This is a genomic window from Mucilaginibacter puniceus (assembly GCF_054783175.1).
The window spans coordinates 94,380-119,561 of record NZ_BAAGRB010000003.1 but is presented as its reverse complement, the minus strand read 5'-3'; the positions used below and the strand labels follow the sequence as shown (position 1 = coordinate 119,561).

Below are 25,182 nucleotides of genomic sequence, written 5' to 3'. Positions count from 1 at the left end.
TATCAACCATTAGCTAAAGAATGAGCGCAGAATCAGAAAAAGATCCACAAAAAAATATTATCATAAAAGGGGCCCGGGTACACAACCTAAAAAATATGGATGTGGCCATCCCCAAAAACCAGTTGGTTGTAGTTACAGGTATGTCGGGTTCAGGAAAATCATCCCTGGCTTTTGATACTTTGTATGCCGAGGGCCAGCGCCGCTACGTTGAAAGTTTATCATCATACGCACGCCAGTTTTTGGGCCGCATGAATAAGCCCGATGTGGATTATATAAAAGGTATTGCTCCCGCTATTGCTATCGAGCAAAAAGTAATTACATCCAACCCGCGCTCCACGGTAGGCACCTCAACCGAAATTTATGATTACCTGAAGCTGCTTTACTCGCGTATAGGCAAAACCTATTCGCCGGTTTCGGGTGGCGTGGTGAAGAAAGATTCGGTTACCGATGTGATCAATTTTATTATGGCTATGCCTGACGAAACACAGGTTACCATATTAGCTCCTTTACATCCGCATAACGACCGTAGTTTAAAAGAAGAGCTGGCGGTATTAATGCAGAAAGGTTTTGTGAGGGTTGAGTTTCATGGTAAAATTGAGCGTATTGAATCTGTATTGGAAGATGCGAGTATAGATGAAAGCTTAAAGGTTAAAGGCGAAAGCAAAAAGGCCAATGAAGATCAATCTATAAAAATTGTGGTTGACCGTGTTACGAAAAATAACGAAGACGAAACCATAAGCCGTTTAGGCGACTCGATACAAACCGCATTTTTTGAAGGCAAAGGCGATTGCTATGTGCGCTATATTGACGGGGAAGAAGAAAAGGAGCACTTTTTTTGCGATAGGTTTGAGTTAGATGATATCAAATTTGAAGAGCCCACGCCTAATTTCTTCAGCTTTAATAACCCGTACGGTGCGTGTAAACGCTGTGAGGGCTACGGAAAAGTTATCGGTATTGACGAGGATCTGGTTATCCCCGATAAAAGTAAAACCGTTTACGAGGGAGCCATTGCCCCATGGCGCGGCGAAAAAATGCGCGAATGGAACGATGAACTGGTAAAAAACTCCTTAAAATTTGATTTCCCTATACATCGCCAATATAACCAGCTGACCGAAAAGGAGCAGCGTTTATTATGGACGGGTAATAAATACTTCCGCGGGCTGGATGAGTTTTTTAAGGAGATGGAGGCGCAAACCTATAAAATTCAATACAGGGTAATGCTGTCCCGCTACCGCGGTAAAACTACTTGTCCTGATTGTAAAGGCAGCCGCCTGCGCCAGGATGCCAGCTATGTTAAAATTGATGGTAAGTCAATCACCGATGTAGTATTAATGCCATTAGATAAGGCGCTGGAGTTTTTTAATACCATTGAACTAAACGAAAACGATACCAAAGTAGGCAAGCGCCTGCTGATGGAAATAACCAACCGTTTAGTGTTTTTAAATGATGTGGGGTTAAGTTATTTGACCTTAAACCGTTTGTCAAACACCCTATCAGGTGGCGAGTCGCAGCGTATTAATTTGGCAACTTCATTGGGTAGTAGTTTAGTGGGGTCTATTTATGTATTGGATGAGCCGAGCATTGGTTTGCACCCGCGTGATACGCAACGTTTAATTGGCGTATTGAAATCATTACGCGATGTGGGCAATACCGTTTTGGTGGTGGAACACGAAGAAGAGATCATGAAAGCTGCCGATCATATTATTGATATTGGCCCGGCAGCAGGTACGCATGGGGGTGAGTTAATATTCTCTGGCACCTACAACGAAATTATAAAAGATAAAAACAGCCTTACCGGTAAATATTTAAGCGGCGAGGAAGAAATAGCTATACCCACCTCCCGCCGCAAATGGCACGACTTTATTGAAATTAAAGGTGCGCGCGAAAATAACCTGCAGCATGTTACGGCAAAGTTCCCATTGGGTGTGTTGAGCGTAGTTACAGGGGTGTCGGGTTCTGGAAAAACCAGTTTGGTAAAACGCATACTGGCCCCGGCATTGCAAAAGGCGTTGGGCAACTACAATGGCGAACAAACCGGCAGCTACGATAGCATTGATGGCGATTATCAAAAAATTGAGCAGGTAGAGATGGTGGATCAAAACCCTATTGGCCGTTCGTCACGCTCCAACCCGGTTACTTATGTAAAAGCCTGGGACGAGATACGTAACCTGTATGCAACACAACCTGCATCAAAAGCGGCAGGATTAAAGCCATCGGCATTCTCGTTTAACGTGGAGGGTGGCCGTTGCGATGTTTGCCAGGGCGAGGGCGAAGTGAAAATAGAAATGCAGTTTATGGCAGATATCTTTTTGACCTGCGAGGCTTGTAACGGCCAGCGCTTTAAACAGCATATACTGGATGTAACCTATAATGAAAAAAACGTAGCCGAGGTATTGCATTTAACTATTGACGAAGCACTGGAGTTTTTTGCCAAAGAGCCTAAGATCATCGCCAAAATAAAACCGTTGGTTGATGTAGGGTTGGGATATGTGCAGTTGGGGCAATCATCCAACACCTTATCCGGTGGCGAGGCGCAGCGTATCAAACTGGCATCGTTCCTGGTTAAAGGGAATAACACGGCTAAAACGCTGTTTATTTTTGATGAGCCAACAACGGGTCTGCACTTTGCGGATATTAAAAAGCTGTTAAAGTCATTTGAGGCCCTACTGGATCATGGCAATACCATCATTGTAATTGAACACAATATGGACGTCATCAAATGTGCCGACTGGGTAATTGATATTGGTCCCGAAGGTGGCGACAGGGGCGGTAAAGTAGTATTTGAAGGCATGCCTGAAGATCTGATAAAAGAAAAGAATAGCTATACCGGTAAGTTTTTGAAGGAGCGGTTTTAATTCATATTCTGTTCATCTTCATTGGCGTCGTCTACATTAAATAATCTTCTGAGTTTTGTTATTTGTCGCTGCCTGTTAAAGTATTCGTCGAATAAATAAGCAGGAATAAAGCCGGCAAACCACATAATAAAACTCAGCAAATTCGAAGCATCTAACGGTACAGATAATATGCCTGCTACCATAAAAAAGATAAATCCTGCTAATGAGTAATAATTTGATTGTCTTAGCTTTAACTCGTAACCGTCGTCGCTATAATTTGCTTTGAAAGGATAGGTTATTATCGGAATCCAAATAATGTAAAATAAAAGCTTTTGGAAGTTGTTCAGATCAACTTCAATGTTTTTTGAAATAAATGTGTCAACCGTCGCTATTATATTATCCTTATAATTTTTAATGTCTTCTTCAGTAGGTTTTCTTTTCGCGAGTTCTTCAATCGCTACAGTAACAGCAAGATCAGTATAATCAAATTTATTATCTATAATATTCATCAGTTCTTCGGCAGACATTGTTGAATATTTTTCTTGAAGACTTTCTTTAGAAATCATGACATTGGTTTATAAGGCAATATAATAAACATAATTCAAACGCAATATTCAATAGTACTTTTATTTACTATTTTAATAATTGGCTATATTTAGTTGATGAATAAACTGGTCAGCTACTTATTTTTAATTGGTGTTACTTTATTCATTTCCTGCAATTCCGATAAATCTACCTCCAAAAAAACCACCTTCAATTTAAACCTCGATGAGGGCCTTACCTCCCTTGATCCCGCATTTTGCCGTAATAAAAATACTATCCTGATGGATAATCAAATCTATAACGGTTTGGTGCAGATTGATGATAGCCTGAAAGTGATCCCTTGCGTTGCTAAAAGTTGGGATATATCCCCCGATGGAAGAACCTACACTTTCCATTTACGCAATGATGTTTATTTCCAGGACGAAGCGCACTTTAAAAACGGCATAGGCCGCAAAGCCGTAGCAAGTGATTTTGTATATAGTTTTGGCAGGCTGATCGACCCTAAAGTAGCCTCATCCGGCTCATGGATATTTAGTGATAAAGTAAACGGAAAGCAGGATTTTATTGCGGTTAATGATAGCACTTTTCGGATACAGCTTAAACAACCTTTTGCGCCGTTTTTAAGTATGCTAACTGCGCCCTATTGCTCGGTTGTGCCTAAAGAAGTGGTTGAGTTTTATGGGAAAGATTTTCGCAGTCACCCCGTTGGTACCGGTCCGTTCAAGTTTAAATACTGGAAAGAAGGCGAAGTGGTTGTACTGCTGAAAAATGAAAAGTACTGGGAAAAGGATAGCAAGGGCAAACAGCTACCTTACTTGGATGCGGTGCGAGGCTATTTTATTGGCGATAAGCAAACCGTATTTATGGAGTTCATCAAAAAAAACCTCGACTTTTTAAATGATATTGATGGCAGCTACCGCGATGATATTTTAACCAAATCCGGTCGCCTTACCAAAAAGTATAAAGGCAAATTTATATTAAATACTGGTCCATATTTAAGCACGCTATACCTGGGGATATTGGTTGATACCAATATTGCTATTGTAAAAAAGTCGCCTTTAAAAGCATTGAAGATAAGGCAAGCTATTAATTACGCTATTGATAAGCAAAAGATGGTAAAATACCTGCGCAATGGCTTGGCTACACCGGGCGAGGCAGGCTTTATACCAGCAGGTATGCCTGGTTATGATAAGAATAAAATAAAGGGCTATTCTTATAATCCTGAAAAGGCGAGACAGTTATTAGCTGAGGCGGGCTACCGTGATGGAAAAAATTTGCCCCCAATAGTATTACATACTACTATAGCCTATCGTGGACTGATAGAGTTCGTCCAGCGTGAACTGGATAAAATAGGTATAAAAGCCAGTGTTGAAATTACACAGGGCGGCAGCCTGCGCGAATTAATAGCCAAAAATGGGGTGAACTTTTTTTATGGCGTTTGGATTGCCGATTATCCCGATGCCGAAAATTACCTGTCTCTTTTCTACTCAAAAAATAAAATACCATTTGGGCCCAACTACACAGGGTTTAACAATAAACAATTTGACATACTTTTTGAAAAAGCTGATCAAATAAAGGATGACGAACAACGCTACGCGCTTTACCGGCAAATGGACAATATTATTATGCAGCAATCGCCGGTGGTGGTGCTGTATTATGAAAAACGCATCAACCTGTATCAAAACTGTATATCAGGCTATAGTGTTAACGCCCAAAATTTAATGACGCTGAAAAGGGTGGTAAAGGGCAGTAAATAAGTTTTATTGTATATTCGTAAAAAATTAAAATCATGGACGCTTACACTATTATTAACCATCTGCACTCGGGTTTCAGGTACATTGTATTAGTATTGCTGATACTGGCTATAATTCAATCATTATTAGGTGCGGTTAACAAAAGCCCTTATACTGAGTTTAACCGCAAAGTGAATATGTTTGCCATGATATCGGCACACACCCAATTGTTGATCGGTATAATATTATACATCATTAGCCCTATGGTACAGTTTACCGGCGAAACCATGAAAAACCCTACCCTGCGTTACTTCGCGGTTGAGCATTGGTTTGGGATGATCATCGCTATTGCTTTAATAACCATCGGCCACAGCAAATCAAAAAAGATAGCTTTGCCCCAAATTAAGCACCGCACCATAGGTATATATTATGCAATTGCCTTAACAGTAGTTGTTGGAACATTAATTATGGGCCATATACCGGTATTTAAATAGTTTGAAAAAAAGTGGTAAAAAAGTTTGCCAATTCAAATTTCTTTATAAATTTGCGTCCACAATGATCAAAAAAACAAATAATACAAGCTGGTGGCGCCCATTAATTTTGGCAGCCGGATAATTTTTTGGTCAGAGAACCTTCACTAATCAATTACAAACCTAATAGGAAAACCCGGCGACCCTCATGCGCTGGGTTTTTTGTTTTACAGAATTTGGATATCACAATAAATGAAAAAATATAAAATTTTAACTACTTATAAAAAGCTGCTGGCCGATACGACCACGCCGGTAAGCATATACCTGCGCCTGCGCGATGTGTTCCCTAACTCGTTACTGTTAGAAAGCTCGGATTACCATAGCCGCGAAAACAGCATGAGCTACGTTTGCTGCGAACCAATTGCGGGCTTAGTGCTGAATAATGGGGTACTTACCGAGAGTTATCCCGGCGGACAAACCGAAATTTACCAACCGGGCGAGTTTGAATTAACCGGCCATATTAATGATTTTTTAAACCGTTTTGAACCTACTAAGATAGATTTAAAAGCCGCGGCCAATGGTTTGTTTGGATACTTTACCCATGAGGCGGTAGAGCATTACGAAACCATCAAGCTAAAGCATAGTGATGATACTACACGTACTATACCGGTAATGCAATACCATGTGTACCGTTATATTATAGCTATTGATCATTTTAAAAATGAGCTGTATATATTTTATAACCAGTTTGAAGGGGAGGATGCTGCTAATGCAGGCATTCAGCGAATTGAGGACCTGATCAAAAACAAAAACTTCCCTGAATACGGTTTTAAAAGTAAAAACGAGGAGCAATCAAACTTAACCAATGAGGAGTTTATTGGTATTGTTGAGAAAATGAAACAGCATATTTATCGGGGTGATGTGTTCCAGATAGTGCCGTCAAGGGCATTCTCTAAACAGTTTACCGGTGATGAATTTAATGTTTACCGTGCGTTGCGCTCTATCAACCCCTCGCCATATTTATTTTATTTTGATTTTGGCGACTTCCGGATATTTGGTTCATCGCCGGAGGCACAGATCACGATAAAAAATCGCGTAGCCAGTATATTTCCTATCGCGGGTACCTTTAAGCGTAGTGGCGATGACGAAAAAGATGCGGAACTGGCACAGAACTTAAAAAATGACCCTAAAGAATCATCAGAACACGTAATGCTGGTTGATTTGGCGCGTAATGACCTAAGCCGCCATTGCGAACAGGTGGAAGTAAAGGCATTTAAAGAGGTACAGTACTACTCGCACCTGATACACCTGGTGTCGCAGGTAAGCGGCAAATTGTTACCGGGTGTACCCAGCTTTAAGGTAGTTGCCGATACTTTCCCGGCAGGAACATTAAGCGGCGCGCCAAAATATCGTGCTATGGAGATCATAGATGAAAATGAAAAAACCAAGCGTAGCTTTTATAGTGGTGCCATAGGTTATTTAGGTTTTAACGGCGATTTTAATCATGCTATTATGATACGCTCGTTTTTAAGTAAAAACAATACACTGCATTACCAGGCAGGGGCGGGTATTGTTGCCGGTTCGGTGGCCGAGAGTGAGTTAAATGAAGTAAATAACAAAATTGCCGCTTTGCGTAAAGCAATTGAATTGGCAGAAGAACTGTAACAATACCCGGCATTTGTGGTTTAAACAAATTAGGAGTAACCATACAGCAAATAATACGTACAAATAAAAATTCCCTTATAAAAAAAGACGTTGGGAGTAGGTGAAAATGGAAAAGAAAATACTAATTATTGATAACTACGATTCGTTTACTTATAACCTGGTTCACCTGGTTAATGAAATTGGAATGCAGTGCGATGTGTGGAGGAACGACCAATTTAACATTGATGATGTGGACGCTTATGATAAGATCATATTATCTCCCGGCCCGGGAATACCATCAGAAGCCGGGTTGCTGTTGGATGTGATAAAAAAATATGCCCCTACGAAAAGTATTTTTGGAGTGTGCCTGGGCCAGCAGGCCATTGCCGAAGTTTTTGGCGGTAAGCTATATAATTTAAAACAGCCTATGCATGGTATAGCCACACCTATTAAGGTTACTGATGAGACAGAAAAATTATTTATTGACCTGCCGCAAGTTTTTAACGTTGGCCGTTACCACTCATGGGTAGTTGATGAAAAAGCCATTCCTGATGTATTAACGGTTACGGCAATTGACGAGGTGGACAACTCGGCTATGGCCATAAGGCATAAGGAATATGATGTGCGCGGTGTACAATTTCACCCGGAGTCGATATTAACCGAGTATGGTAAGGAAATGATGAAGAACTGGCTGATTTAAAGGCAGTTATCATTAAATTCGCGCTAAAAAAATCATGGTTTACACTTTTTTAGCAATTTATTTTTTAAATAATTGATTTTCAGATAATTAATACCATGTTAACCCCAAAAAGTGTTAACCTTTGTAAACCATGATTTTCATAAAATAATTGCTAATATTATTGCCCTTTTAGGGTTACAACAATGAATATTCTTGATAAGATAGTACTTAATAAACGCGCTGAAATTGCAGCCGCAAAAGCTAAAGTATCGGTAGCACAACTGGAAGCCGCGGAGTTTTTTAACCGTGATACTTATTCGTTCCGTGAGTTTTTGCTGGCACCTGATCGTACCGGAATTATTGCCGAGTTTAAGCGTAAATCGCCCTCGAAAGGGATAATTAATGATAAGGTAAGTGTTAAAGAAGTGACCAGTGCTTATGCAGCTGCTGGAGCATCGGCTTTATCGGTGTTGACCGATAAGGATTTCTTTATGGGCGCTCAACCTGATTTGATAGAGGCCCGCAATGCGAATACAATTCCGGTTTTACGTAAAGACTTTATGATAGACGAGTACCAGGTATTGGAAGCCAAAGCCTGGGGAGCAGATATTATTTTATTGATAGCCGCTATACTCACTCCAAAGGAAATTGACACACTGGCAAAACTGGCCAAAAGCTTAGGTTTAAATGTATTATTAGAGGTGCATAACCTGGAAGAACTGCAACGAAGCATTAACCCCAACCTGGATGCCATTGGCGTAAACAACCGCAACCTGGCTGATTTTACGGTATCGGTAGAGACGTCGTTCCAGTTAGTTGAGCACATCCCTGCTGAGTTTTTAAAAATATCTGAAAGCGCTATAAGCAACACGGAGGTTATTAAAACTTTAAAGCAAGCCGGCTTTAACGGATTTTTAATCGGCGAGAACTTTATGAAGGAGCAAGACCCCGGTGCAGCTATAAGGGAATTTGTGAAGGGGTTGTAATATAACCCTGTGTCAAAGTGTCTATTTCGTTAACTTGGCACTTTGATTGTTAAATCAATATTAATGAAACAAAAATTTTATGACACTGCCATTAAGCAGGAGCGTGCGGTTTTAGTTGGCGTTATTACCGCCAACGAAACGGACGAACGCGCGAAAGAATATTTAGAAGAGTTACAATTTTTGGTAGATACCGCAGGTGCCAAAACCGAAAAGATATTTACCCAAAAACTAGCCCAAACTGATAGGCGTACGTTTGTAGGCTCGGGCCGTTTGGAAGATATTAAAGCCTACGTAAAAGAAGAGGAAATTGATATTGTGGTATTTGACGATGAGTTAACGCCATCGCAACTGCGCAATATTGAGAATGAGCTACAAGTTAAAATACTGGACCGCAACAATCTGATACTGGATATTTTTGCCAGCCGTGCTAAAACCGCGCAGGCTAAGACCCAGGTAGAGCTGGCGCAATTGCAATACTTATTACCCCGCCTTACCCGCCTTTGGACACACTTGGAGCGGCAAAAAGGTGGTATTGGTATGCGTGGCCCGGGTGAGAGCCAGATAGAGACAGATAGAAGGTTGATTTTAGATAAAATTTCGTTGTTGAAAGATCGGTTAAAACTGATCGATCGTCAAAATGAAACACAGCGTAAAAACCGTACACAAATGGTGCGCGCGGCATTGGTAGGTTATACCAACGTAGGTAAATCAACCATTATGAATATGCTTTCTAAATCGGATGTATTTGCCGAGAACAAGCTGTTTGCAACGCTTGATACTACGGTACGCAAAGTAGTTATAGAGAATGTGCCGTTCCTGCTATCAGATACGGTTGGATTCATTCGCAAGTTGCCTCATCATTTGGTAGAGTGTTTTAAATCGACTTTAGATGAAGTACGCGAAGCGGATATTTTGATCCATGTGGTTGATGTATCGCACCCCAGCTTTGAGGACCAGATGCGTGCCGTAAATGAAACGCTAAAAGATATGGGCGCGGTAGATAAAGATACCATTACGGTATTTAATAAAATGGATGCCTTTCAGCCACCTGCAACCCAACAGGGTGAAGAGGCTGAACCATTAACCCTGGAAGATTTTAAACACAGCTGGATGGCCAAGAATAATAGCCCGGCTATATTTATATCAGCTACCGAAAAAGAAAATATTGACGAGTTTAGGAACCTGTTATATGAGCATGTAAAAGCTATCCATGCCGACAGGTATCCGTATGATAATTTGTTGTATTAAAAAAGTTCCCCTCCTCGGAGGGGGCGCGAAAGGAATGTGTAGTGGCAGGGGCGGGTTAATCGCAAATAACACACCCCTCTGCCCCTCTCAAGAGGGGAATCGCACCGGGCCTCGCTTTAAGTAAGAAAGATGTTGTGGGTTATCTCCGGAATTATCCCTTTTTCCAAAGCGGTATCAAAAAGCAATTTGATGGCTTTGCGGCCCTCTTCACCCAACTCTATAGAATATTTATTTACGTACAATTCAATATGCTTGTACATCACTTCCTCGCTCATTTCCTGCGCGTGCTGGCGGATAAAATCCAATCCCGATTTAGGGTTGGCAAACGCATACTCAACGGATCTGCGCAGCACCCTATTAATTTTATGCTGAACATCCTCAGGTAAATTACGGTTTGCCACAATACCACCCAGCGGAATAGCGCAGCCGGTTTGTTTTTCCCAGTAATCGCCCAGGTCTATGATCTTTTTTAACCCTTTATCCTGGTAGGTGAAACGGTTCTCGTGGATGATCAGTCCGACATCAACGCGGCCCTCTAAAACAGCATCTTCAATATCGCTGAAAACTAATTCCACTTTATTAGTAGCATCAGGAAAAGCCAATCCTAATAAAAAATTGGCGGTGGTGTATTTGCCGGGAATACCGATTAAAGGATTTCGAATTTCGGATTTACGATTTCGAATTTGGTTATTCTTTAAATCCGAAATTGAAATTTCGAAATCCGAAATCAAAAGTGGTCCAACTCCAAATCCCAACGCGCTGCCGCTCTCTAACAGTACATATTGATTGGCTACATAAGCAAAAGCATGGTAGCTTAGCTTGGTAATATCCAGTTCGCCACGAAAGGCTTTTTGGTTAAGCGTTTCAACATCATCATAAAACACCTCAAACTCTAAACCTTCGGTATCAATTTTATGATGGATAAGCGCGTCAAAAATAAAAGTATCGTTAGGGCAAGGCGAAAAGCCGAGGGTTAATTTCATGTTATACGTTTTACGTGGTACGTTATACGTGAAGAGTATTAAAAACGTACGACGTATAACGTCAAACGTTCAACTCGCACACCTACAAGTCCTTTATCAATTCCAGCGCAAAGTTATTCAGATTTTTGATGGCAAGTGGTATATCCCAGTTATCGCGGTTACGTTTCTCCACATAATTTGACACAGCCCTGATCTGTATGCAGGGTACGTGCAGTTTATGGCAGGCGTAAAAAAACGCGGCGCCCTCCATGCTTTCCAACTGTGGGTTAAGGCGGGCAATAATGGCGGCTATGCTCTCATCATTACCGTGCACGGTGTTAACGGTAATGGCATTAGCTTTATTAATAAAGTGCTTTTTGGTAAACTGATTGATGGCGCTGGTGGGTTTAAAAATACTGGCGCCAAACCCCAGTTTTTCAATACTGATAAACTGTTTGTCATCTTCGGCACCCAATTCGGCAAAAGTGTCTTCATATACCTCCAGCACTTTACCTAAGGGGATATTGCGGTCAAAGCTGCCGGCAATGCCCAGATTTATAACCACATTATAAACATTATGAGGCAAATGTCTGGCTAACGCAAAAGCTGTTGGCACCATACCCGCCCCGGTTATTAGTACCGAGCAGTTGGCTACAGACACATGGCGCGTAACAAACAAATTTTCTTCTTCATCCGACCTTTGCATGCCGAAGGTGGTCATTAATGGTTCAACTTCGGTTGGGGTGGCAGCAACAATTAATACACGCATGTCGTTTTTGTTTTATCACTAAGATAAACAAACCACTTTATATTTGTTTGTATATTTGCACCACTAAATATTATGATGATATACGTAACGCGCAAAGAACATTTTAATGCAGCCCATAAAATGTACCGTGATGAATGGAGCGCAGAGAAAAATGCCGAAATGTTTGGCAAATGCGCCAACCCTAACTGGCATGGCCACAACTATAATCTTTTTGTAACCGTAAAAGGAGAGATTACTCATGCTACGGGTTACTTAATAGATTTGAAAGAGCTTAAAGTGATCATTAACGAGCATGTTATAGAGAAGCTTGACCATAAAAATATTAACCTTGATGTTGATTTTATGAAAGGCATGATGGCATCAACCGAATTGCTTTGTATTGGCATTTTTAACCAGTTAAAAGCACCTATTGAAGCTTACCCCGGCGTGTTTTTGCACTCGGTAAAATTATATGAAACCGAAAATAACTCGGCAGAGTATTTTGGTGATTAACCGATAACCCATGATTGATAAAAACAATATCCCTGACAGGGATGATGATATAAACGGCTACGAAAAAATTGACCGTTATAACCCTGATCTGATCACCAGCCTTTCTGCCCACTACAAGGAAGTTTTAAAGCAAATAGGCGAGAATCCGGAACGCGAAGGGTTATTAAAAACCCCCGAACGCATAGCCAAAGCCTTGTTATACCTTACCCATGGTTATGATCTGGATGCTAAAGAAATATTAAACTCGGCCCTTTTTAAAGAAGAGTATAGCCAAATGGTGGTGGTTAAGGATATAGAAGTATATTCAATGTGCGAGCACCATATGCTTCCATTTTTTGGTAAGGCACATATTGCCTATATACCTAACGGCTATGTAGTAGGTTTGAGCAAAATACCCCGTGTTGTTGATGCTTATGCACGTCGGCTACAGGTACAGGAGCGTTTAACCAATGAGATACGCGATTGTATACAGGAAACGTTGCAACCAATAGGTGTAGGTGTAGTTATTGAGTGCCGCCACCTATGCATGTGTATGCGTGGTGTGCAAAAACAAAATTCTGTTACCACAACATCGGCATTTACCGGCGGGTTTTTGCAGGAAAAAACCAGGGCGGAGTTTTTGAACTTAATTTCACAGAAATTAAGTTAGTGATCAGAGGTTGGAGATTAGTGATTAGTACGCTAACACAAATCTTTAACCTAATTGTTATTTATCATTAATATACCATATAAACAACTAATCTCTAATCACCAATTAACTAATCACTATTTTGAAAGCATATATTTTTCCGGGGCAAGGTGCCCAGTTTGTTGGCATGGGTAAAGATCTTTATGATCAGTCAGACAAAGCCCGTGAACTGTTTGAGCAAGCCAATGATATATTGGGTTTCCGTATTACTGATATTATGTTTAACGGTACCGACGAGGACCTGAAACAAACTAACGTTACCCAACCGGCCATATTTTTACATTCGGTTATACTGGCTAAAGTGATGGATGATTTTGCTCCCGAAATGGTAGCAGGCCACTCGTTAGGCGAATTTTCTGCTTTGGTAGCTGCCGGTGCATTGTCATTTGAGGATGGTTTACGTTTGGTTGCTGCACGTGCCAATGCCATGCAAAAAGCCTGCGAGATACAGCCATCAACCATGGCGGCTATTTTGGGTCTGGATGATTTTACGGTAGAGGACATTTGCCAGCGTACCAGCGAAATTGTTGTGCCGGCTAATTATAACTGCCCGGGCCAGTTGGTTATATCAGGTACCATAGCAGGTATTGATAAGGCTTGCGAAATGATGACTGAAGCCGGTGCCAAACGCGCCATAAAATTAAATGTAGGCGGCGCCTTCCATTCCCCGCTGATGGAAACAGCCAGGGTGGAGTTGGAACATGCCATTGTACATACTGAGATCAAATCGCCGGTTTGCCCTATTTATCAAAATATTGATGCCAAACCATACATTAAACCCGAAGAAATTAAGCATAATTTAATTGCCCAGCTTACCGGGCCGGTTAAATGGACGCAAACAGTTACACACATGCTACAGGATGGTGCAACCTCGTTTACCGAGGTGGGGCCAGGGGCTGTTCTACAAGGGTTGGTTAAAAAAGTTGATCGCGCCATACCCACTTCAAGTGCTGCATTGCAACAATAATTTTAAAAGCCGCAAACTAAAGCGGCTTTTTTTTATTTTAGAGGTACACTAATCTATCTATAGCCAAATTGACTTACTCGGGAAAAATACGTTGGATGCTTGCCCTGTTAACAACTATGCTGTTGTTAACGGCAATTATTGCCCGTGAAACGTATACGCCTCAAAACAGCCTCAATCAATCGGCTAAATTATTAGAAGACAACCTACATAAAAAGGAGGTTCTGGTTAATAGTAAGATAGGTACACCTGCCGATTTAAAAAAATTACAGACCCTTTCAACTGACAACGGGTATGCCCTTGATTTTATGAGGGAAATGACTACTAATAATAGCATTTGGGTTTTAGCTTTTAATAATAAAAATTTGATTTTTTGGAGTGGCATTAAGTTAATGCCACCTAATATTGATGCCATAAAAAATGGCTCATCCTTTTATAAAACAAATAATGGTTATTATGAAGTTATAAAAAAAACAGAGGGTCCATTTTCTATCTTATTTTTCATATTGGTAAAAAACAGTTTCTCGTATCAAAACCAATATCTGCAAAATACTTTTATACCTGATTTATTTAATGATAAAAGTATTGAGATAGCAGACTTTACAGATAACAGGGTATACCAAATACATGATGTAAACCATAAATACCTGTTTTCGGTAAAAGTAAACCCCAATGAAATTAACCATCGCTTTTTTTATTTTGAGCTTACTTTTTGGGTATTAGCCTTTATAGCCTTATGCTTATTAGTACATAATATTGCGGGATATATTTCACGTAAAGGCTATGTGCTTTCGTCGGTATTATTTGTAGCATTATTTATTATTGCCCTGCGCTTTGTAAACAGGTACTATCATTGGCCAGATCTTTTACAGCAACTGGAAATATTTAAACCGCAGATATATGGATCAAAATACATTAATGCTACCCTGGGCGATTTTTGTATTAACATATCATTGCTATCGTGGTTTGCTACGTTTTTGTTTAAACAGCGTAATCGTTTAATAAAAGTGCCGCCGGGCAAAACAGGTAGTTATGTTTTGTATATAGTGTGTGTAAGCATATTATTAGCATCATTAACAGCCTTATTGCGAACTTTTTTCAATTTAGTTTATAATTCCCAAATTAATTTTGATGTAAACAATGTGCTTAATCTTTCGGGTTTTAGTGTTGTTGGTATTTTATTGTTATGCTTTAGCTTTTTAATATTCTTTTTGTTTACCGAAACCGTCCTTACAATTTCCAAACGCCTTACTATACCCTTAAACCACCAATTAGCAATTTTTATAACCATTGTTTTTTTAACAACTATAATTTACGCGTATTATTGGGAGTTTACGCTGGTTTATTGCTTTTGGGCTATTATTGTTTTAATACGAGGCTATTCTTACCGCTACAATAACCGTAGTCTTAGTTCGGGTATGTTTGCCGTAATCATCTTGTTATACGCCTTCATATCATCTGTAATGCTTAATCATTTTGAATCGATAAAGGAGCAGGATTCAAGAATACAACTTGCAAATCGACTTAAAAAGGAAGATGACCCTAAAGCGGAAGAACTATTTAAAAAAATAGAGAAAAAAATTATTGACGACAAAGATGTTATTAACTCATTTAAGGGTAAAAATTTTAATATAATTTTTCTTAAAAACTGGCTGCAGAAACTCTATTTTGATGATTATTTATCAAAGTATGATTTTAAAGTGCATGTGTTTGATAGTAACGACCAAACCATATCAAAAGATAAAGACATTAGGTTGAATGATTTTAAAGACATGGTTCTTTTTAGTTCATTTAAAGTGTCTGACAACTTTTATCGTGAAAACTCAACATTTGGCTCACAAAACTATTTCGCCATATTACCAATAGCTGATAAGGAGCAAAGCCTTGGTGTAATTGTAGTTGATTTACAGTCAAGATCAATCCAAATAGCTGATGCATTTCCCGATTTGCTGATTGATGGTAATGGTCAACAGGAAGATGTTTTTAAAGATTATTCCTATGCTTTTTACAGCGATAATAAGCTAATGGCACAGCATGGCAATTTTGTATATAATTTAATAAATACTGATTTTAAAGGAACCACCGGAAAATATGTGTTTACAACTACAGACATCAGTAACCCACAGTGGTACCGGCCATTTGCCCGGTACAGCCACCTGGTGTATAAAACCAGCGATAGGAACCTTATCGTTTTAAGCAGGCAGGAAAACGCGGTGCTGTATGATATTGCATCGTTAACTTTCTTTTTTGTGGTAATGCTGGTATTTAGTGTAATTGTTATTTTAATAAGATGGTCATGGATACGTATCAAGGTATTAAGCGTTACCGACAACCGTATAAAATGGAATTTCAGGATAAATTTTGACAAGGTACTGTATAAAACGCGCATCCAGTTTTCAATGGTATTTGCCGTAGTAATTACATTGATCATGGTAGCAATTATAACGTACATATCTATTAGTACCCAATATCAAAATCAACAGGATAAAGCTATACGCGATAAGATAAACCGCATTGCAGGATCATTTGAGGATGGACTTATTGACAAATTTACCGGGAAAATCACAGAACAGGACCAGATAGATTTTGAGGCTTTGGCTGATTCATACAGTACTGATTTAAGTTTGTTTAACCGCAACGGCGTATTATTAATTACCACACAACCTAAAATTTACGAGTCGGATTTATTAATACGAAGAATGAATGCGCGGGCATTTGTAAATCTTAACCGCATGCAGCGGTCTGAATTTGTGAACGATGAAAAAATAGCAGGATTAAATTATAAGGCTGCATATTCGCCTCTAAAAAATACCAGGGGTGATGTTATTGCTTATTTGCAGCTTCCTTATTTTTCTAACCAGGCTGACTACCAAGATCGAATTGGTTCACTCCTAAATATAATGTTTAACATATATGCGTTGGTTTTTATAGCGATTGCCTTATTTGCTGTATTTATCGCACGTCAAATTACCTATCCGTTAAATTTTATACAGGCAAGCCTTAGCAAGATAATTTACGGTAAAAAAAATGAGCCCATTAAATGGGAGCGTGATGATGAGATAGGCGCATTGGTAAAGGAATATAATAACATGATAGCTGCTTTAGAGGAAAGTGCTGGTAAACTAGCCCAATCTGAAAGGGAAAGCGCCTGGCGCGAAATGGCTAAACAGGTTGCCCATGAGATTAAAAATCCATTAACCCCATTAAAATTAGGGTTACAATTACTGGATAAATCATGGAAAGATAAAGACCCTAAGTTTGATCAAAAATTTGAGCGGTTTAGTAAATCATTCGTTGAACAGATAGAGAGCTTATCATCAATAGCATCCGAGTTTTCGGCCTTTGCTAAAATGCCCGATACGCGATTGGAGCGCATTAATATATTTGACATGTTAAACCAGGCGGTAACCATTTTTAAACAAATGGATAATCTTAAAATAATCTACCATCCTGCTGCCGAACCATTTTATATTTTTGCCGATAAGGACCAGCTATTACGTTGTTTTAATAATTTATTGAAAAATGCTATTGAAGCCACGCCGGAGGATAGGGCAGGCATTATTGAGATTACCCATACTATTACTGATAAAAATATTTTACTGACTATTAAAGACAATGGTAACGGGATACCTGAAAAAACGCGCGAGAAAATTTTTGAGCCTAATTTTACGACCAAAAGCTCGGGTACAGGGTTAGGGCTGGCTTTTGTTAAAAACTCTATTGAAAATGCAGGCGGTAAAGTATGGTTTGAAACCGTTACTGGGGTGGGGACTACCTTTTACCTTAGTCTGCCTGCTGCTAACCGGGAAAGCTAAACTTACCCATTAAAACTGCCGGATTATGGCCTATTGTAATCGGCTCGCCCGCTAATGCTTCATTCCCCAATAAAGCAAATAGTATAGCCTCCTTAGCGTCCGGATTTATGCCTAAAGCAGAGGTATCTGCTACTTTAATTTGTGGTAGGGCTTGTTTGATCAAATTCATTAATAAAGGGTTACTGGCACCGCCGCCGCTAACAAACAAGTGTATATCATTGATCAGGAAATTGGCTTTAATAAAATTTGATATTGCCGTTGCCGATAAAGCAGTCAGTGTTTTTACCAGGTCGTTTGGGGATATACCAGTAGTGTTTGATGCCTGTTGTGCTTGCGCTACATAAGTTAAATTAAACAACTCCGGTCCGGTAGTTTTGGGGGCAGCCTCCGTAAAAAATGAGTGTTTCAGCAACTCATTTAACAATGCCTCATTTACATTTCCGGCCAGCGCTATCTTTGCATCTTCATCATAAGGCTGATCAAAATATTTTTTACAAGCGGCATCAACCAGGGTGTTGCCGGGGCCAATATCGGTGCATAAAATATGGTCCATATTGCTATCCGCAGGCAGATAAGTTAAATTAGATATGCCGCCAATATTTAGCAATATCCTGTTCTGGCCGGGTTTGCTGCCCAACAACACATCGCCATATAAGGCTAGTGGAGCGCCCTCGCCGCCGGCGGCAATATGTTTTTGCCTAAAATCGCTAATGGTTAATACCCCTGTTTTTACCGCTAAATGATCACCGTCCCCAATTTGTAGGGTGGCATTTGAGTAGTTCTGTTGTTGGTGCAATCTTTTAGGCGCGTGGTAAATGGTTTGCCCGTGGCTGGCTATAAAATCAATAGTTGTTGGGTCGATGTTCCAATCAGCCAGCGCCGTTAATATCAGTTCGCCATGAAAAGTACCTATGTAATCATTCAGCAAACAAACTTTTTCCAGATCAACCGACCGTTTGGAGAAAATTGATCTTACCTCATCTTTAAAACCATTATTGTAAGGTATGGTAATATAGTGCAGCAGTTTAAACGATGTTTGTAAACCATTGCCGGTAAACTCGCATAAAGCAATGTCCAGTCCATCTAACGACGTGCCCGACATTAAACCAATACCCAGCTTAACTGGTTTTTGGGCTATAGATACTAATTTTTGCAGATTTTGGTTTAACATTAACACGGGTTTAAATTACTTATTTGTAAGCCGATGCGCAAAAGTTAAATTATATCCCGATATTTTTGTTTAAAGCCCACATAATTATGGCCCGATTAAATTTATTGGAAGAAACCCGATACGAAAAATTACCTGTTAAGGTATATCCTAATGCCAATGCTGCATCAATTACAGTAGCAAACAGAATTGCCGCGCTTATAAGCGATAAAGATACCAAAGGAGAAAAGACAGTATTAGGCCTGGCAACAGGTGTAACCCCAATTGGTGTATATAATGAATTGGTAAGGCTGCATCGCGAAGAAGGGTTGAGCTTTAAAAATGTGATCACCTTTAACCTGGACGAGTATTATCCCATGCAGCCAAACGCGGTGCAAAGCTACGTTACCTTTATGAACCAAAACCTGTTTGATTATATTGATATTGACCGGGCTAATATCCATATTCCCGACGGTACATTAAAACAGGAAGATATACCTGCTTTTTGTTTAAACTATGAAAAGCAAATAGAACAATTAGGCGGCCTTGATTTACAAATATTAGGCATAGGCCGTACCGGGCATATTGGTTTTAATGAACCGGGCTCCGCACCAAACTCGGGTACGCGGCTGGTTACTTTAGATGACCTTACCCGGGCCGATGCTTCGCGCGATTTTGGGGGTAAAGAAAACGTACCCACAAAAGCCATCACCATGGGTATTGGCACTATATTTAAGGCCCGTCAAATTATACTGATGGCGTGGAACAAAAAGAAAGCGCCTATCATAAAAAAAGCGGTTGAAGGTGAAATTTCCGGCGAAGTGCCGGCAACTTACCTGCAATTATCAGACAATGTTGAATTTGTGCTGGATGAAGATGCCGCATCTGAACTAACACGCTTTGATACACCGTGGTTGGTAAAGGATTGTATTTGGGATAATGAATTAAAAAAGAAAGCCGTGATATGGCTTTCAAACAAGGTTAATAAGCCAATATTAAAGCTGATAGAGGAAGATTATAATAACAATGGCATGGCTCAACTGGCAGTTGAGCAAGGTCCGGTATATCAGATAAACATAGATATTTTTAACCAGTTGCAGCATACTATAACCGGTTGGCCAGGCGGCAAGCCCGACGCCGACGATAGTCAGCGGCCCGAGCGTGCCTTGCCTGCTAAAAAGCGTTGTATTATATTTTCGCCGCATCCGGATGATGATGTGATATCCATGGGTGGTACGTTTATCCGTTTGGTTGACCAGGGACACGATGTACACGTGGCTTATCAAACATCGGGCAATACAGCGGTTTGGGATGACGATGTATTACGTTATGCCGAATTTGCTATCGACTTTAATAAAAACATGGGGAATGACGTAACCAAACTACAGGCCATACACGATGAAATGCGCACTTTTTTTGCCACCAAGCAGCCTAACCAGATTGATACGCCAGAAGTGCGGGATGTAAAAGGTTTTATACGGAAATCAGAAGCGATATCAGCGGCACGTTATGCCGGGTTAAAGGATGAGCAAATTCATTTTATGGCCTTACCGTTTTATGAAACAGGTAAGGTTAAAAAAAACTCGGTTACCGATATAGATATACAAATGACCGTCGATCTGCTGCAAAAAATAAAGCCGCACCAAATATATGCCGCCGGCGATTTTGCCGATCCGCATGGGACACATATCGTTTGTTTTAATATTATTTTACAGGCATTAAATCGCCTTAAAAGCGAAAGCTGGGTAAATGACTGCTGGCTATGGATGTACCGTGGGGCATGGCAGGAGTTTGAAATTTACGATATTGAAATGGCTGTACCACTATCTCCTGCAGAAGTATTACGCAAGCGGGATGCGATATTTAAGCATCAATCGCAAAAGGATAAGCCTGTTTTTCCGGGTGAAGATGCCCGTGAATTTTGGATAAGGGCAGAGGAGCGTAACCGTGAAACTGCCGGGAAATATGATAAGTTGGGACTTTCTGAATATGCGGCTATGGAAGCGTTTAAGCGATACTACTTTTAGTATATTTAAAAAATAATAAAGCGTCATTGCGAGGAACGAAGCAATCTCTAAGCCAGACAATCAAAACCGTGCACTTGTCCTATGTAGAGATTGCCGCGCTACGCTCGCCATAACGTGAGGGATAAATCTCATGCAAAACCAAAAACCAAGACTTTTATCACTGGACGTTTTTAGAGGAATCACGGTAGCAGCCATGATTCTCGTTAACAATCCCGGCGATTGGGGCCATATTTATGCGCCGTTAGAGCACTCGGCGTGGAATGGTTGTACACCCACTGATCTGATATTCCCTTTTTTCCTGTTTATTGTCGGTGTATCTATCGTTTACGCGATGGAAACCAAGGCGGAGAATAAAGTAAATCATTCTAAAATGATTTGGTCTGCTTTGCGCCGCTCGGTTATTTTGATAACTATAAGCCTGATAACACAATTGCTTTTTCATCCGGGATTGGCGCATTTGCGTTTCCCTGGAGTATTGCAGCGTATAGGTTTGGTATATTTCATTTGTACTGTTTTGTATTTAAAATCTTCGCAAAAAACACGCGACTGGCTGCTGGTTGTCATACTGGTTGGCTATTACGTTTTATTAAATTTTGTGCCGGTGCCGGATACCGGTGTAGCGAGTTTAGAGCCGGAAACAAATTTTGGCGCCTGGCTTGACAGAACGGTATTTACCACCAATCACCTTTGGAGCGAATCGCATACCTGGGACCCGGAAGGCTTGTTGGGTACTATACCTGCTATTGCCACCGGATTGATAGGTATACGCATAGGCAGCTGGCTAAAGCGTGAGGATAGGGATGATGCAGTTAAAGTAAGCTGGATGCTAACGTACGGGATGTTGGCTATAGTTGCAGGATTGATATGGGACCTGTTCTTCCCTATAAATAAAGCCTTGTGGACCAGTTCATACGTGTTATATACCGGTGGTTGGGCTATAACAGGCCTGGCTATTTGTTATTGGCTGATAGATGTACAGGGATATAAAAAATACGCTACGCCGTTTGTGGCCTTTGGTAGGAATGCGTTGTTCGCCTATATACTGTCGAATTACATCCCGCATTATATTATCAATAAGATAAAAATAGATGGACAAGGCATTTACCAATTACTATATGCGCCATATTTTTCACCTTTTAATGCATCCGTTATAAGTGGCTTTGCTTTGGTTTTGCTCATTTGTTTAATAATGTGGATATTGTATCTTCGGAAGATCATTATAAAAGTATGATATGTTAAATAAGTAAATAATATTTAACTGCTCCTTTCGTTTTTGCATCTTAGCACAATTTTAAATTTAAACATGAATTTTAACAAAATTGCTCTTACAGGCATTATTGCCTTATTAATATCTGCTACAAGTTTTGCACAGGTAAAAAAGAAACCTGCACCTTCACCAAAATCTAAACCAACTGTAGCAATTGCTCCGGCTAAACCGGCTGCATTACCTATTGACCCTGAAGTTATTATTGGAAAATTACCCAATGGCCTAACCTATTATATCCGCAGCAATGCTTTCCCTAAGTCGCGTGCTTCGTTATTTTTAGTAAATAAAGCCGGCTCGCTATTGGAAAGCGATGCCCAGCAGGGAGCGGCCCACGTTATTCAGCATATGGCTTTTAATGGCACCCGCGATTTTCCTAAAGCCGAATTAGAAAATTATTTAAAAGCACGTGGCGGAGCTTATGGGCCCGAAATAAGTGCATCTTCATCATTTGACCAATCAACCTATCAATTAACACTGCCGACAGATACCATAGATGTTTTTGAAAAGGGATTTAAAATTTTAGCTAACTGGGCAGGCAACATTAATTTTGACGCGGCGGATATAGAGAAGGAACGAGCTATAGCCATTGCAGAGGTTAATGGCAACAATGCGCAGCAGCGTTTGCAAAACCAATCAATACCCATATTGCTTAAAAACTCCAGGTATGCTTTGCGCCAGCCCGAAGGTACAGAGGCTGCCATTAAAAAACTTGATGCAGCTGCTATAAAAGCCTTTTATAAAGATTGGTACCGCCCCAATTTACAGGGTATAATTATAGTAGGCGATTTTGATGCAAAAAATGTAGAGAAGCTGATAAAAGACAATTTCTCATCATTAACCAACCCGGTACCGTTAAAACCCGCTGTTGAATATACAGTTGCTCCCCCCACCGGAACAACCGTGAATTTTATTACTGATAAAGATGTTGTTTACCAGCAAATGCAAATTGTTGCTTTGCAACCGCCTGCACAGGTAAAAACTGTAGCAGATTATATGCAAGGCGTACGCGTCAATTTGTTTAATCAAATGCTTGGCGCCCGTATAGATGAATTGGTCAAACAGCGCAATTCGCCATTAACAAGTGGGCAGGCATCATACACACCCTTTATTGGTAAGCAAAACGCGTTTACTACAATTGCGGCAGGCAGGTCCGGGGAGTTTGAAGAAGCGGTAAAAGCTATAATAGCCGAAACTGAGCGTGCAAAAAAGTTTGGTTTTACGGTAACTGAACTGGAGCGCGCCAAACAAAATGCCCTGATAGGGTTTAGTAATGCTTACCAAAATAAGGACAGAACCCTCTCAGTAGGGTATGTATCACAATATATACAAAACTATTTATATGGCGAACCTATACCAGGGGTGGATTATGAGTATAACTTTTATACTAACAACATTACTAAAATTAGTGTTGCAGACATTAATGGTATCGCCAACAAATATTTGTCTTTGCCAAACAGGGTAATTCTTGTTCAGGGTGCCGAAGCTGAAAAAAACAACATGCCTAATGAAGCTACTCTATTGGCCTGGATAAATGATGCCGGTAAAAATATTACGGCATATGTTGATGAAAAGGATGAGCCTTTACTGGACAAACTACCCGAGGCCGGTAAGGTGGTAAAAACCGAACAGGATAGTTCAATTATTATAACGAGACTAACCTTATCAAACGGGGTAAAAGTTATATTGAAACCTACTGATTTTGCCAATAACCAAATACTAATAAGCGGCTATAGTTTTGGTGGCACATCATTAGCATCAGACGCAGACTTGGTATCGGCTAAATATGCTGAGCAGATAATACCAGTTAGCGGGGTTGGTAATATTACCCAGACCCAGTTGGATAAAAGGCTTAACGGTAAAAATGCAAAAGTCTATCCATATATAAGCGAACTTACCCAGGGAATATCCGGTAGCGCAACCACTGAAGATTTTGAATTAGCCATGCAATTGTTGTATTTATACTTTACACAACCCCGTAAGGATGCTGCTACCTGGCAGGAAGAAATGAAGCAGCAAAAGACAGCAGTGATGAAAAGGGCAATTGATCCGTTAAGTGCCTACCAGGATACGGCATCGGCAATTTTAACTAATTATAATCCACGTGCAAGGAACTTTACCATAACCGATTTAGATGCAGCCAGTTTAGATAAAGCATACCAGTTTTACAAAGACAGGTTTGCTGACGCAAGCGGATTTACGTTTGCGTTTGTAGGCTCGTTTGATGTTAAGGCTATTATTCCTTATTTGGAAACTTACCTGGGCTCATTACCGTCAACTAATAAAAATGAGACCTATAAAAATTGGAAAATATACCCGCAACCCGGTAAGATTTCCAAAACTATATCAAAGGGCACCAATGAAAAAGCATCTGTGCAGTTAACCTACAGCGGCAACTACATTTATAATGAAGATAATAATTTGCAAATGGATGCCTTAGAGGAAGCGATAAACATGAAACTGGGTACCCGTTTAACTGAAGAAGAAGGAGCATTTGCGCCCGGAGCCAGCATAAACTATGCAAAAATACCCGAGGGCCGTTATGAAATTACGGTATACTTTGATGCTATACCCACTAATGTTGACAAGCTAATAAATATGACTTTTGAGGAGATCAACAAATTAAAAACTAATGGTGCTGACGATAAAGAGATAAAGAATTTTACTTTGAAGGAAGCGCAACAAACTAAAACCAGTTTCAGGCAAAATATTTTTTGGGCAGGATATTTAAATACAACGTCTCAAAATCAGGAAGACCCTGCCAGGTTGATAAGTCATGTTCAAAACCTGTCGAAAGTAACTGCGCAAAGCACCAAAGAGGCAGCCAATAAATATTTTAACGATACCAATTTGATCAAACTAATATTATTGCCGGAGAAGCAATAGAATTTTGCACATCATTTAAAGCAGCCCGTTC

Annotated in this window: 18 protein-coding genes; 14 read left to right on the top strand and 4 right to left on the bottom strand. The window is 40.1% G+C overall.

Annotated features, from left to right (window positions below):
- The first annotated feature begins 20 nt into the window (after positions 1–20).
- Positions 21–2,855: an excinuclease ABC subunit UvrA gene (gene uvrA, locus ACYVJ6_RS14175; protein WP_460694747.1), complete on the top strand. Its 2,835-nt coding sequence runs from the start codon at positions 21–23 to the stop codon at positions 2,853–2,855.
- Here the strand turns inward: uvrA and ACYVJ6_RS14170 are convergent.
- Positions 2,852–3,361 (bottom strand): hypothetical protein, encoded by a 510-nt coding sequence (locus ACYVJ6_RS14170; protein WP_460694746.1) that lies wholly within the window; start codon positions 3,359–3,361, stop codon positions 2,852–2,854. The two genes, uvrA and ACYVJ6_RS14170, sit on opposite strands and share 4 nt — an antisense overlap.
- A 297-nt stretch (positions 3,362–3,658) precedes the next feature.
- On the opposite strand from ACYVJ6_RS14170, the gene ACYVJ6_RS14165 reads away from it, so the two are divergent.
- From ACYVJ6_RS14165 to hflX, 6 genes are all read left to right on the top strand, one after another.
- Positions 3,659–5,134 (top strand): ABC transporter substrate-binding protein, encoded by a 1,476-nt coding sequence (locus tag ACYVJ6_RS14165; protein WP_460694745.1) that lies wholly within the window; start codon positions 3,659–3,661, stop codon positions 5,132–5,134.
- A gap of 32 nt (positions 5,135–5,166) precedes the next feature.
- Positions 5,167–5,604, top strand: a complete 438-nt coding sequence (locus tag ACYVJ6_RS14160; protein WP_460694744.1) for a cytochrome B — start codon at positions 5,167–5,169, stop codon at positions 5,602–5,604.
- A gap of 228 nt (positions 5,605–5,832) precedes the next feature.
- Positions 5,833–7,245: an anthranilate synthase component I family protein gene (locus tag ACYVJ6_RS14155; RefSeq protein WP_460694743.1), complete on the top strand. Its 1,413-nt coding sequence runs from the start codon at positions 5,833–5,835 to the stop codon at positions 7,243–7,245.
- A gap of 106 nt (positions 7,246–7,351) precedes the next feature.
- Complete coding sequence (locus ACYVJ6_RS14150) at positions 7,352–7,924, top strand: anthranilate synthase component II (protein ID WP_460694742.1); 573 nt, start codon at positions 7,352–7,354, stop codon at positions 7,922–7,924.
- A gap of 182 nt (positions 7,925–8,106) precedes the next feature.
- Positions 8,107–8,889: an indole-3-glycerol phosphate synthase TrpC gene (gene trpC / locus ACYVJ6_RS14145; RefSeq protein WP_460694741.1), complete on the top strand. Its 783-nt coding sequence runs from the start codon at positions 8,107–8,109 to the stop codon at positions 8,887–8,889.
- A 63-nt stretch (positions 8,890–8,952) separates the two neighbouring features.
- Positions 8,953–10,137: a GTPase HflX gene (hflX, locus tag ACYVJ6_RS14140; protein ID WP_460694740.1), complete on the top strand. Its 1,185-nt coding sequence runs from the start codon at positions 8,953–8,955 to the stop codon at positions 10,135–10,137.
- Positions 10,138–10,253: 116 nt separating this feature from the next.
- Here hflX and ACYVJ6_RS14135 read toward each other — a convergent pair whose 3' ends face one another.
- Together ACYVJ6_RS14135 and mqnB are read right to left on the bottom strand one after the other, a co-directional pair.
- Complete coding sequence (locus ACYVJ6_RS14135) at positions 10,254–11,120, bottom strand: menaquinone biosynthesis family protein (RefSeq protein ID WP_460694739.1); 867 nt, start codon at positions 11,118–11,120, stop codon at positions 10,254–10,256.
- Between the two features lie 82 nt (positions 11,121–11,202).
- Positions 11,203–11,868, bottom strand: coding sequence for a futalosine hydrolase (mqnB, locus tag ACYVJ6_RS14130; RefSeq protein WP_460694738.1), 666 nt, complete (start codon positions 11,866–11,868; stop codon positions 11,203–11,205).
- Positions 11,869–11,943: 75 nt separating this feature from the next.
- Between mqnB and ACYVJ6_RS14125 the strand changes: the two genes are divergently transcribed.
- The 4 genes from ACYVJ6_RS14125 (at position 11,944) to ACYVJ6_RS14110 (ending at position 17,827) form a co-directional block, all read left to right on the top strand.
- Positions 11,944–12,360 (top strand): 6-pyruvoyl trahydropterin synthase family protein, encoded by a 417-nt coding sequence (locus ACYVJ6_RS14125; protein ID WP_460694860.1) that lies wholly within the window; start codon positions 11,944–11,946, stop codon positions 12,358–12,360.
- Between the two features lie 10 nt (positions 12,361–12,370).
- A complete protein-coding gene (gene folE / locus ACYVJ6_RS14120) occupies positions 12,371–13,009 on the top strand; it encodes a GTP cyclohydrolase I FolE (RefSeq protein ID WP_460694737.1) in 639 nt (212 codons plus the stop codon).
- Positions 13,010–13,130: 121 nt separating this feature from the next.
- Positions 13,131–14,015, top strand: a complete 885-nt coding sequence (fabD, locus tag ACYVJ6_RS14115) for an ACP S-malonyltransferase (RefSeq protein WP_460694736.1) — start codon at positions 13,131–13,133, stop codon at positions 14,013–14,015.
- A 68-nt stretch (positions 14,016–14,083) separates the two neighbouring features.
- A complete protein-coding gene (locus ACYVJ6_RS14110) occupies positions 14,084–17,827 on the top strand; it encodes a sensor histidine kinase (RefSeq protein WP_460694735.1) in 3,744 nt (1,247 codons plus the stop codon).
- On the opposite strand, the gene ACYVJ6_RS14105 is transcribed toward ACYVJ6_RS14110, so the two are convergent.
- A complete protein-coding gene (locus tag ACYVJ6_RS14105) occupies positions 17,811–18,998 on the bottom strand; it encodes an anhydro-N-acetylmuramic acid kinase (RefSeq protein WP_460694734.1) in 1,188 nt (395 codons plus the stop codon). The two genes, ACYVJ6_RS14110 and ACYVJ6_RS14105, sit on opposite strands and share 17 nt — an antisense overlap.
- 86 nt (positions 18,999–19,084) lie before the next feature.
- Between ACYVJ6_RS14105 and nagB the strand changes: the two genes are divergently transcribed.
- The 3 genes from nagB to ACYVJ6_RS14090 all read left to right on the top strand — a co-directional run bounded on the left by nagB (position 19,085) and on the right by ACYVJ6_RS14090 (position 25,151).
- Entirely contained in the window at positions 19,085–21,001 is a 1,917-nt protein-coding gene (gene nagB / locus ACYVJ6_RS14100; protein WP_460694733.1) for a glucosamine-6-phosphate deaminase, read from the top strand.
- 130 nt (positions 21,002–21,131) lie between these two features.
- On the top strand, positions 21,132–22,232 hold the full coding sequence (locus tag ACYVJ6_RS14095) for an acyltransferase family protein (RefSeq protein ID WP_460694732.1): 1,101 nt from the start codon (positions 21,132–21,134) through the stop codon (positions 22,230–22,232).
- 72 nt (positions 22,233–22,304) lie between these two features.
- A complete protein-coding gene (locus ACYVJ6_RS14090) occupies positions 22,305–25,151 on the top strand; it encodes a M16 family metallopeptidase (protein WP_460694731.1) in 2,847 nt (948 codons plus the stop codon).
- Positions 25,152–25,182 lie beyond the last annotated feature (31 nt).

Excerpts from the sequence above, each read along its gene's own strand:
- uvrA (WP_460694747.1), top strand. The coding sequence starts at position 21 with ATGAGCGCAGAATCAGAAAAAGATCCACAAAAAAATATTATCATAAAA.
- ACYVJ6_RS14170 (WP_460694746.1), bottom strand. The coding sequence starts at position 3,361 with ATGTCTGCCGAAGAACTGATGAATATTATAGATAATAAATTTGATTAT.
- ACYVJ6_RS14165 (WP_460694745.1), top strand. The coding sequence starts at position 3,659 with ATGGATAATCAAATCTATAACGGTTTGGTGCAGATTGATGATAGCCTG.
- ACYVJ6_RS14160 (WP_460694744.1), top strand. The coding sequence starts at position 5,167 with ATGGACGCTTACACTATTATTAACCATCTGCACTCGGGTTTCAGGTAC.
- ACYVJ6_RS14155 (WP_460694743.1), top strand. The coding sequence starts at position 5,833 with ATGAAAAAATATAAAATTTTAACTACTTATAAAAAGCTGCTGGCCGAT.
- ACYVJ6_RS14150 (WP_460694742.1), top strand. The coding sequence starts at position 7,352 with ATGGAAAAGAAAATACTAATTATTGATAACTACGATTCGTTTACTTAT.
- trpC (WP_460694741.1), top strand. The coding sequence starts at position 8,107 with ATGAATATTCTTGATAAGATAGTACTTAATAAACGCGCTGAAATTGCA.
- hflX (WP_460694740.1), top strand. The coding sequence starts at position 8,953 with ATGAAACAAAAATTTTATGACACTGCCATTAAGCAGGAGCGTGCGGTT.
- ACYVJ6_RS14135 (WP_460694739.1), bottom strand. The coding sequence starts at position 11,120 with ATGAAATTAACCCTCGGCTTTTCGCCTTGCCCTAACGATACTTTTATT.
- mqnB (WP_460694738.1), bottom strand. The coding sequence starts at position 11,868 with ATGCGTGTATTAATTGTTGCTGCCACCCCAACCGAAGTTGAACCATTA.
- ACYVJ6_RS14125 (WP_460694860.1), top strand. The coding sequence starts at position 11,944 with ATGATATACGTAACGCGCAAAGAACATTTTAATGCAGCCCATAAAATG.
- folE (WP_460694737.1), top strand. The coding sequence starts at position 12,371 with ATGATTGATAAAAACAATATCCCTGACAGGGATGATGATATAAACGGC.
- ACYVJ6_RS14105 (WP_460694734.1), bottom strand. The coding sequence starts at position 18,998 with ATGTTAAACCAAAATCTGCAAAAATTAGTATCTATAGCCCAAAAACCA.
- nagB (WP_460694733.1), top strand. The coding sequence starts at position 19,085 with ATGGCCCGATTAAATTTATTGGAAGAAACCCGATACGAAAAATTACCT.
- ACYVJ6_RS14095 (WP_460694732.1), top strand. The coding sequence starts at position 21,132 with ATGCAAAACCAAAAACCAAGACTTTTATCACTGGACGTTTTTAGAGGA.
- ACYVJ6_RS14090 (WP_460694731.1), top strand. The coding sequence starts at position 22,305 with ATGAATTTTAACAAAATTGCTCTTACAGGCATTATTGCCTTATTAATA.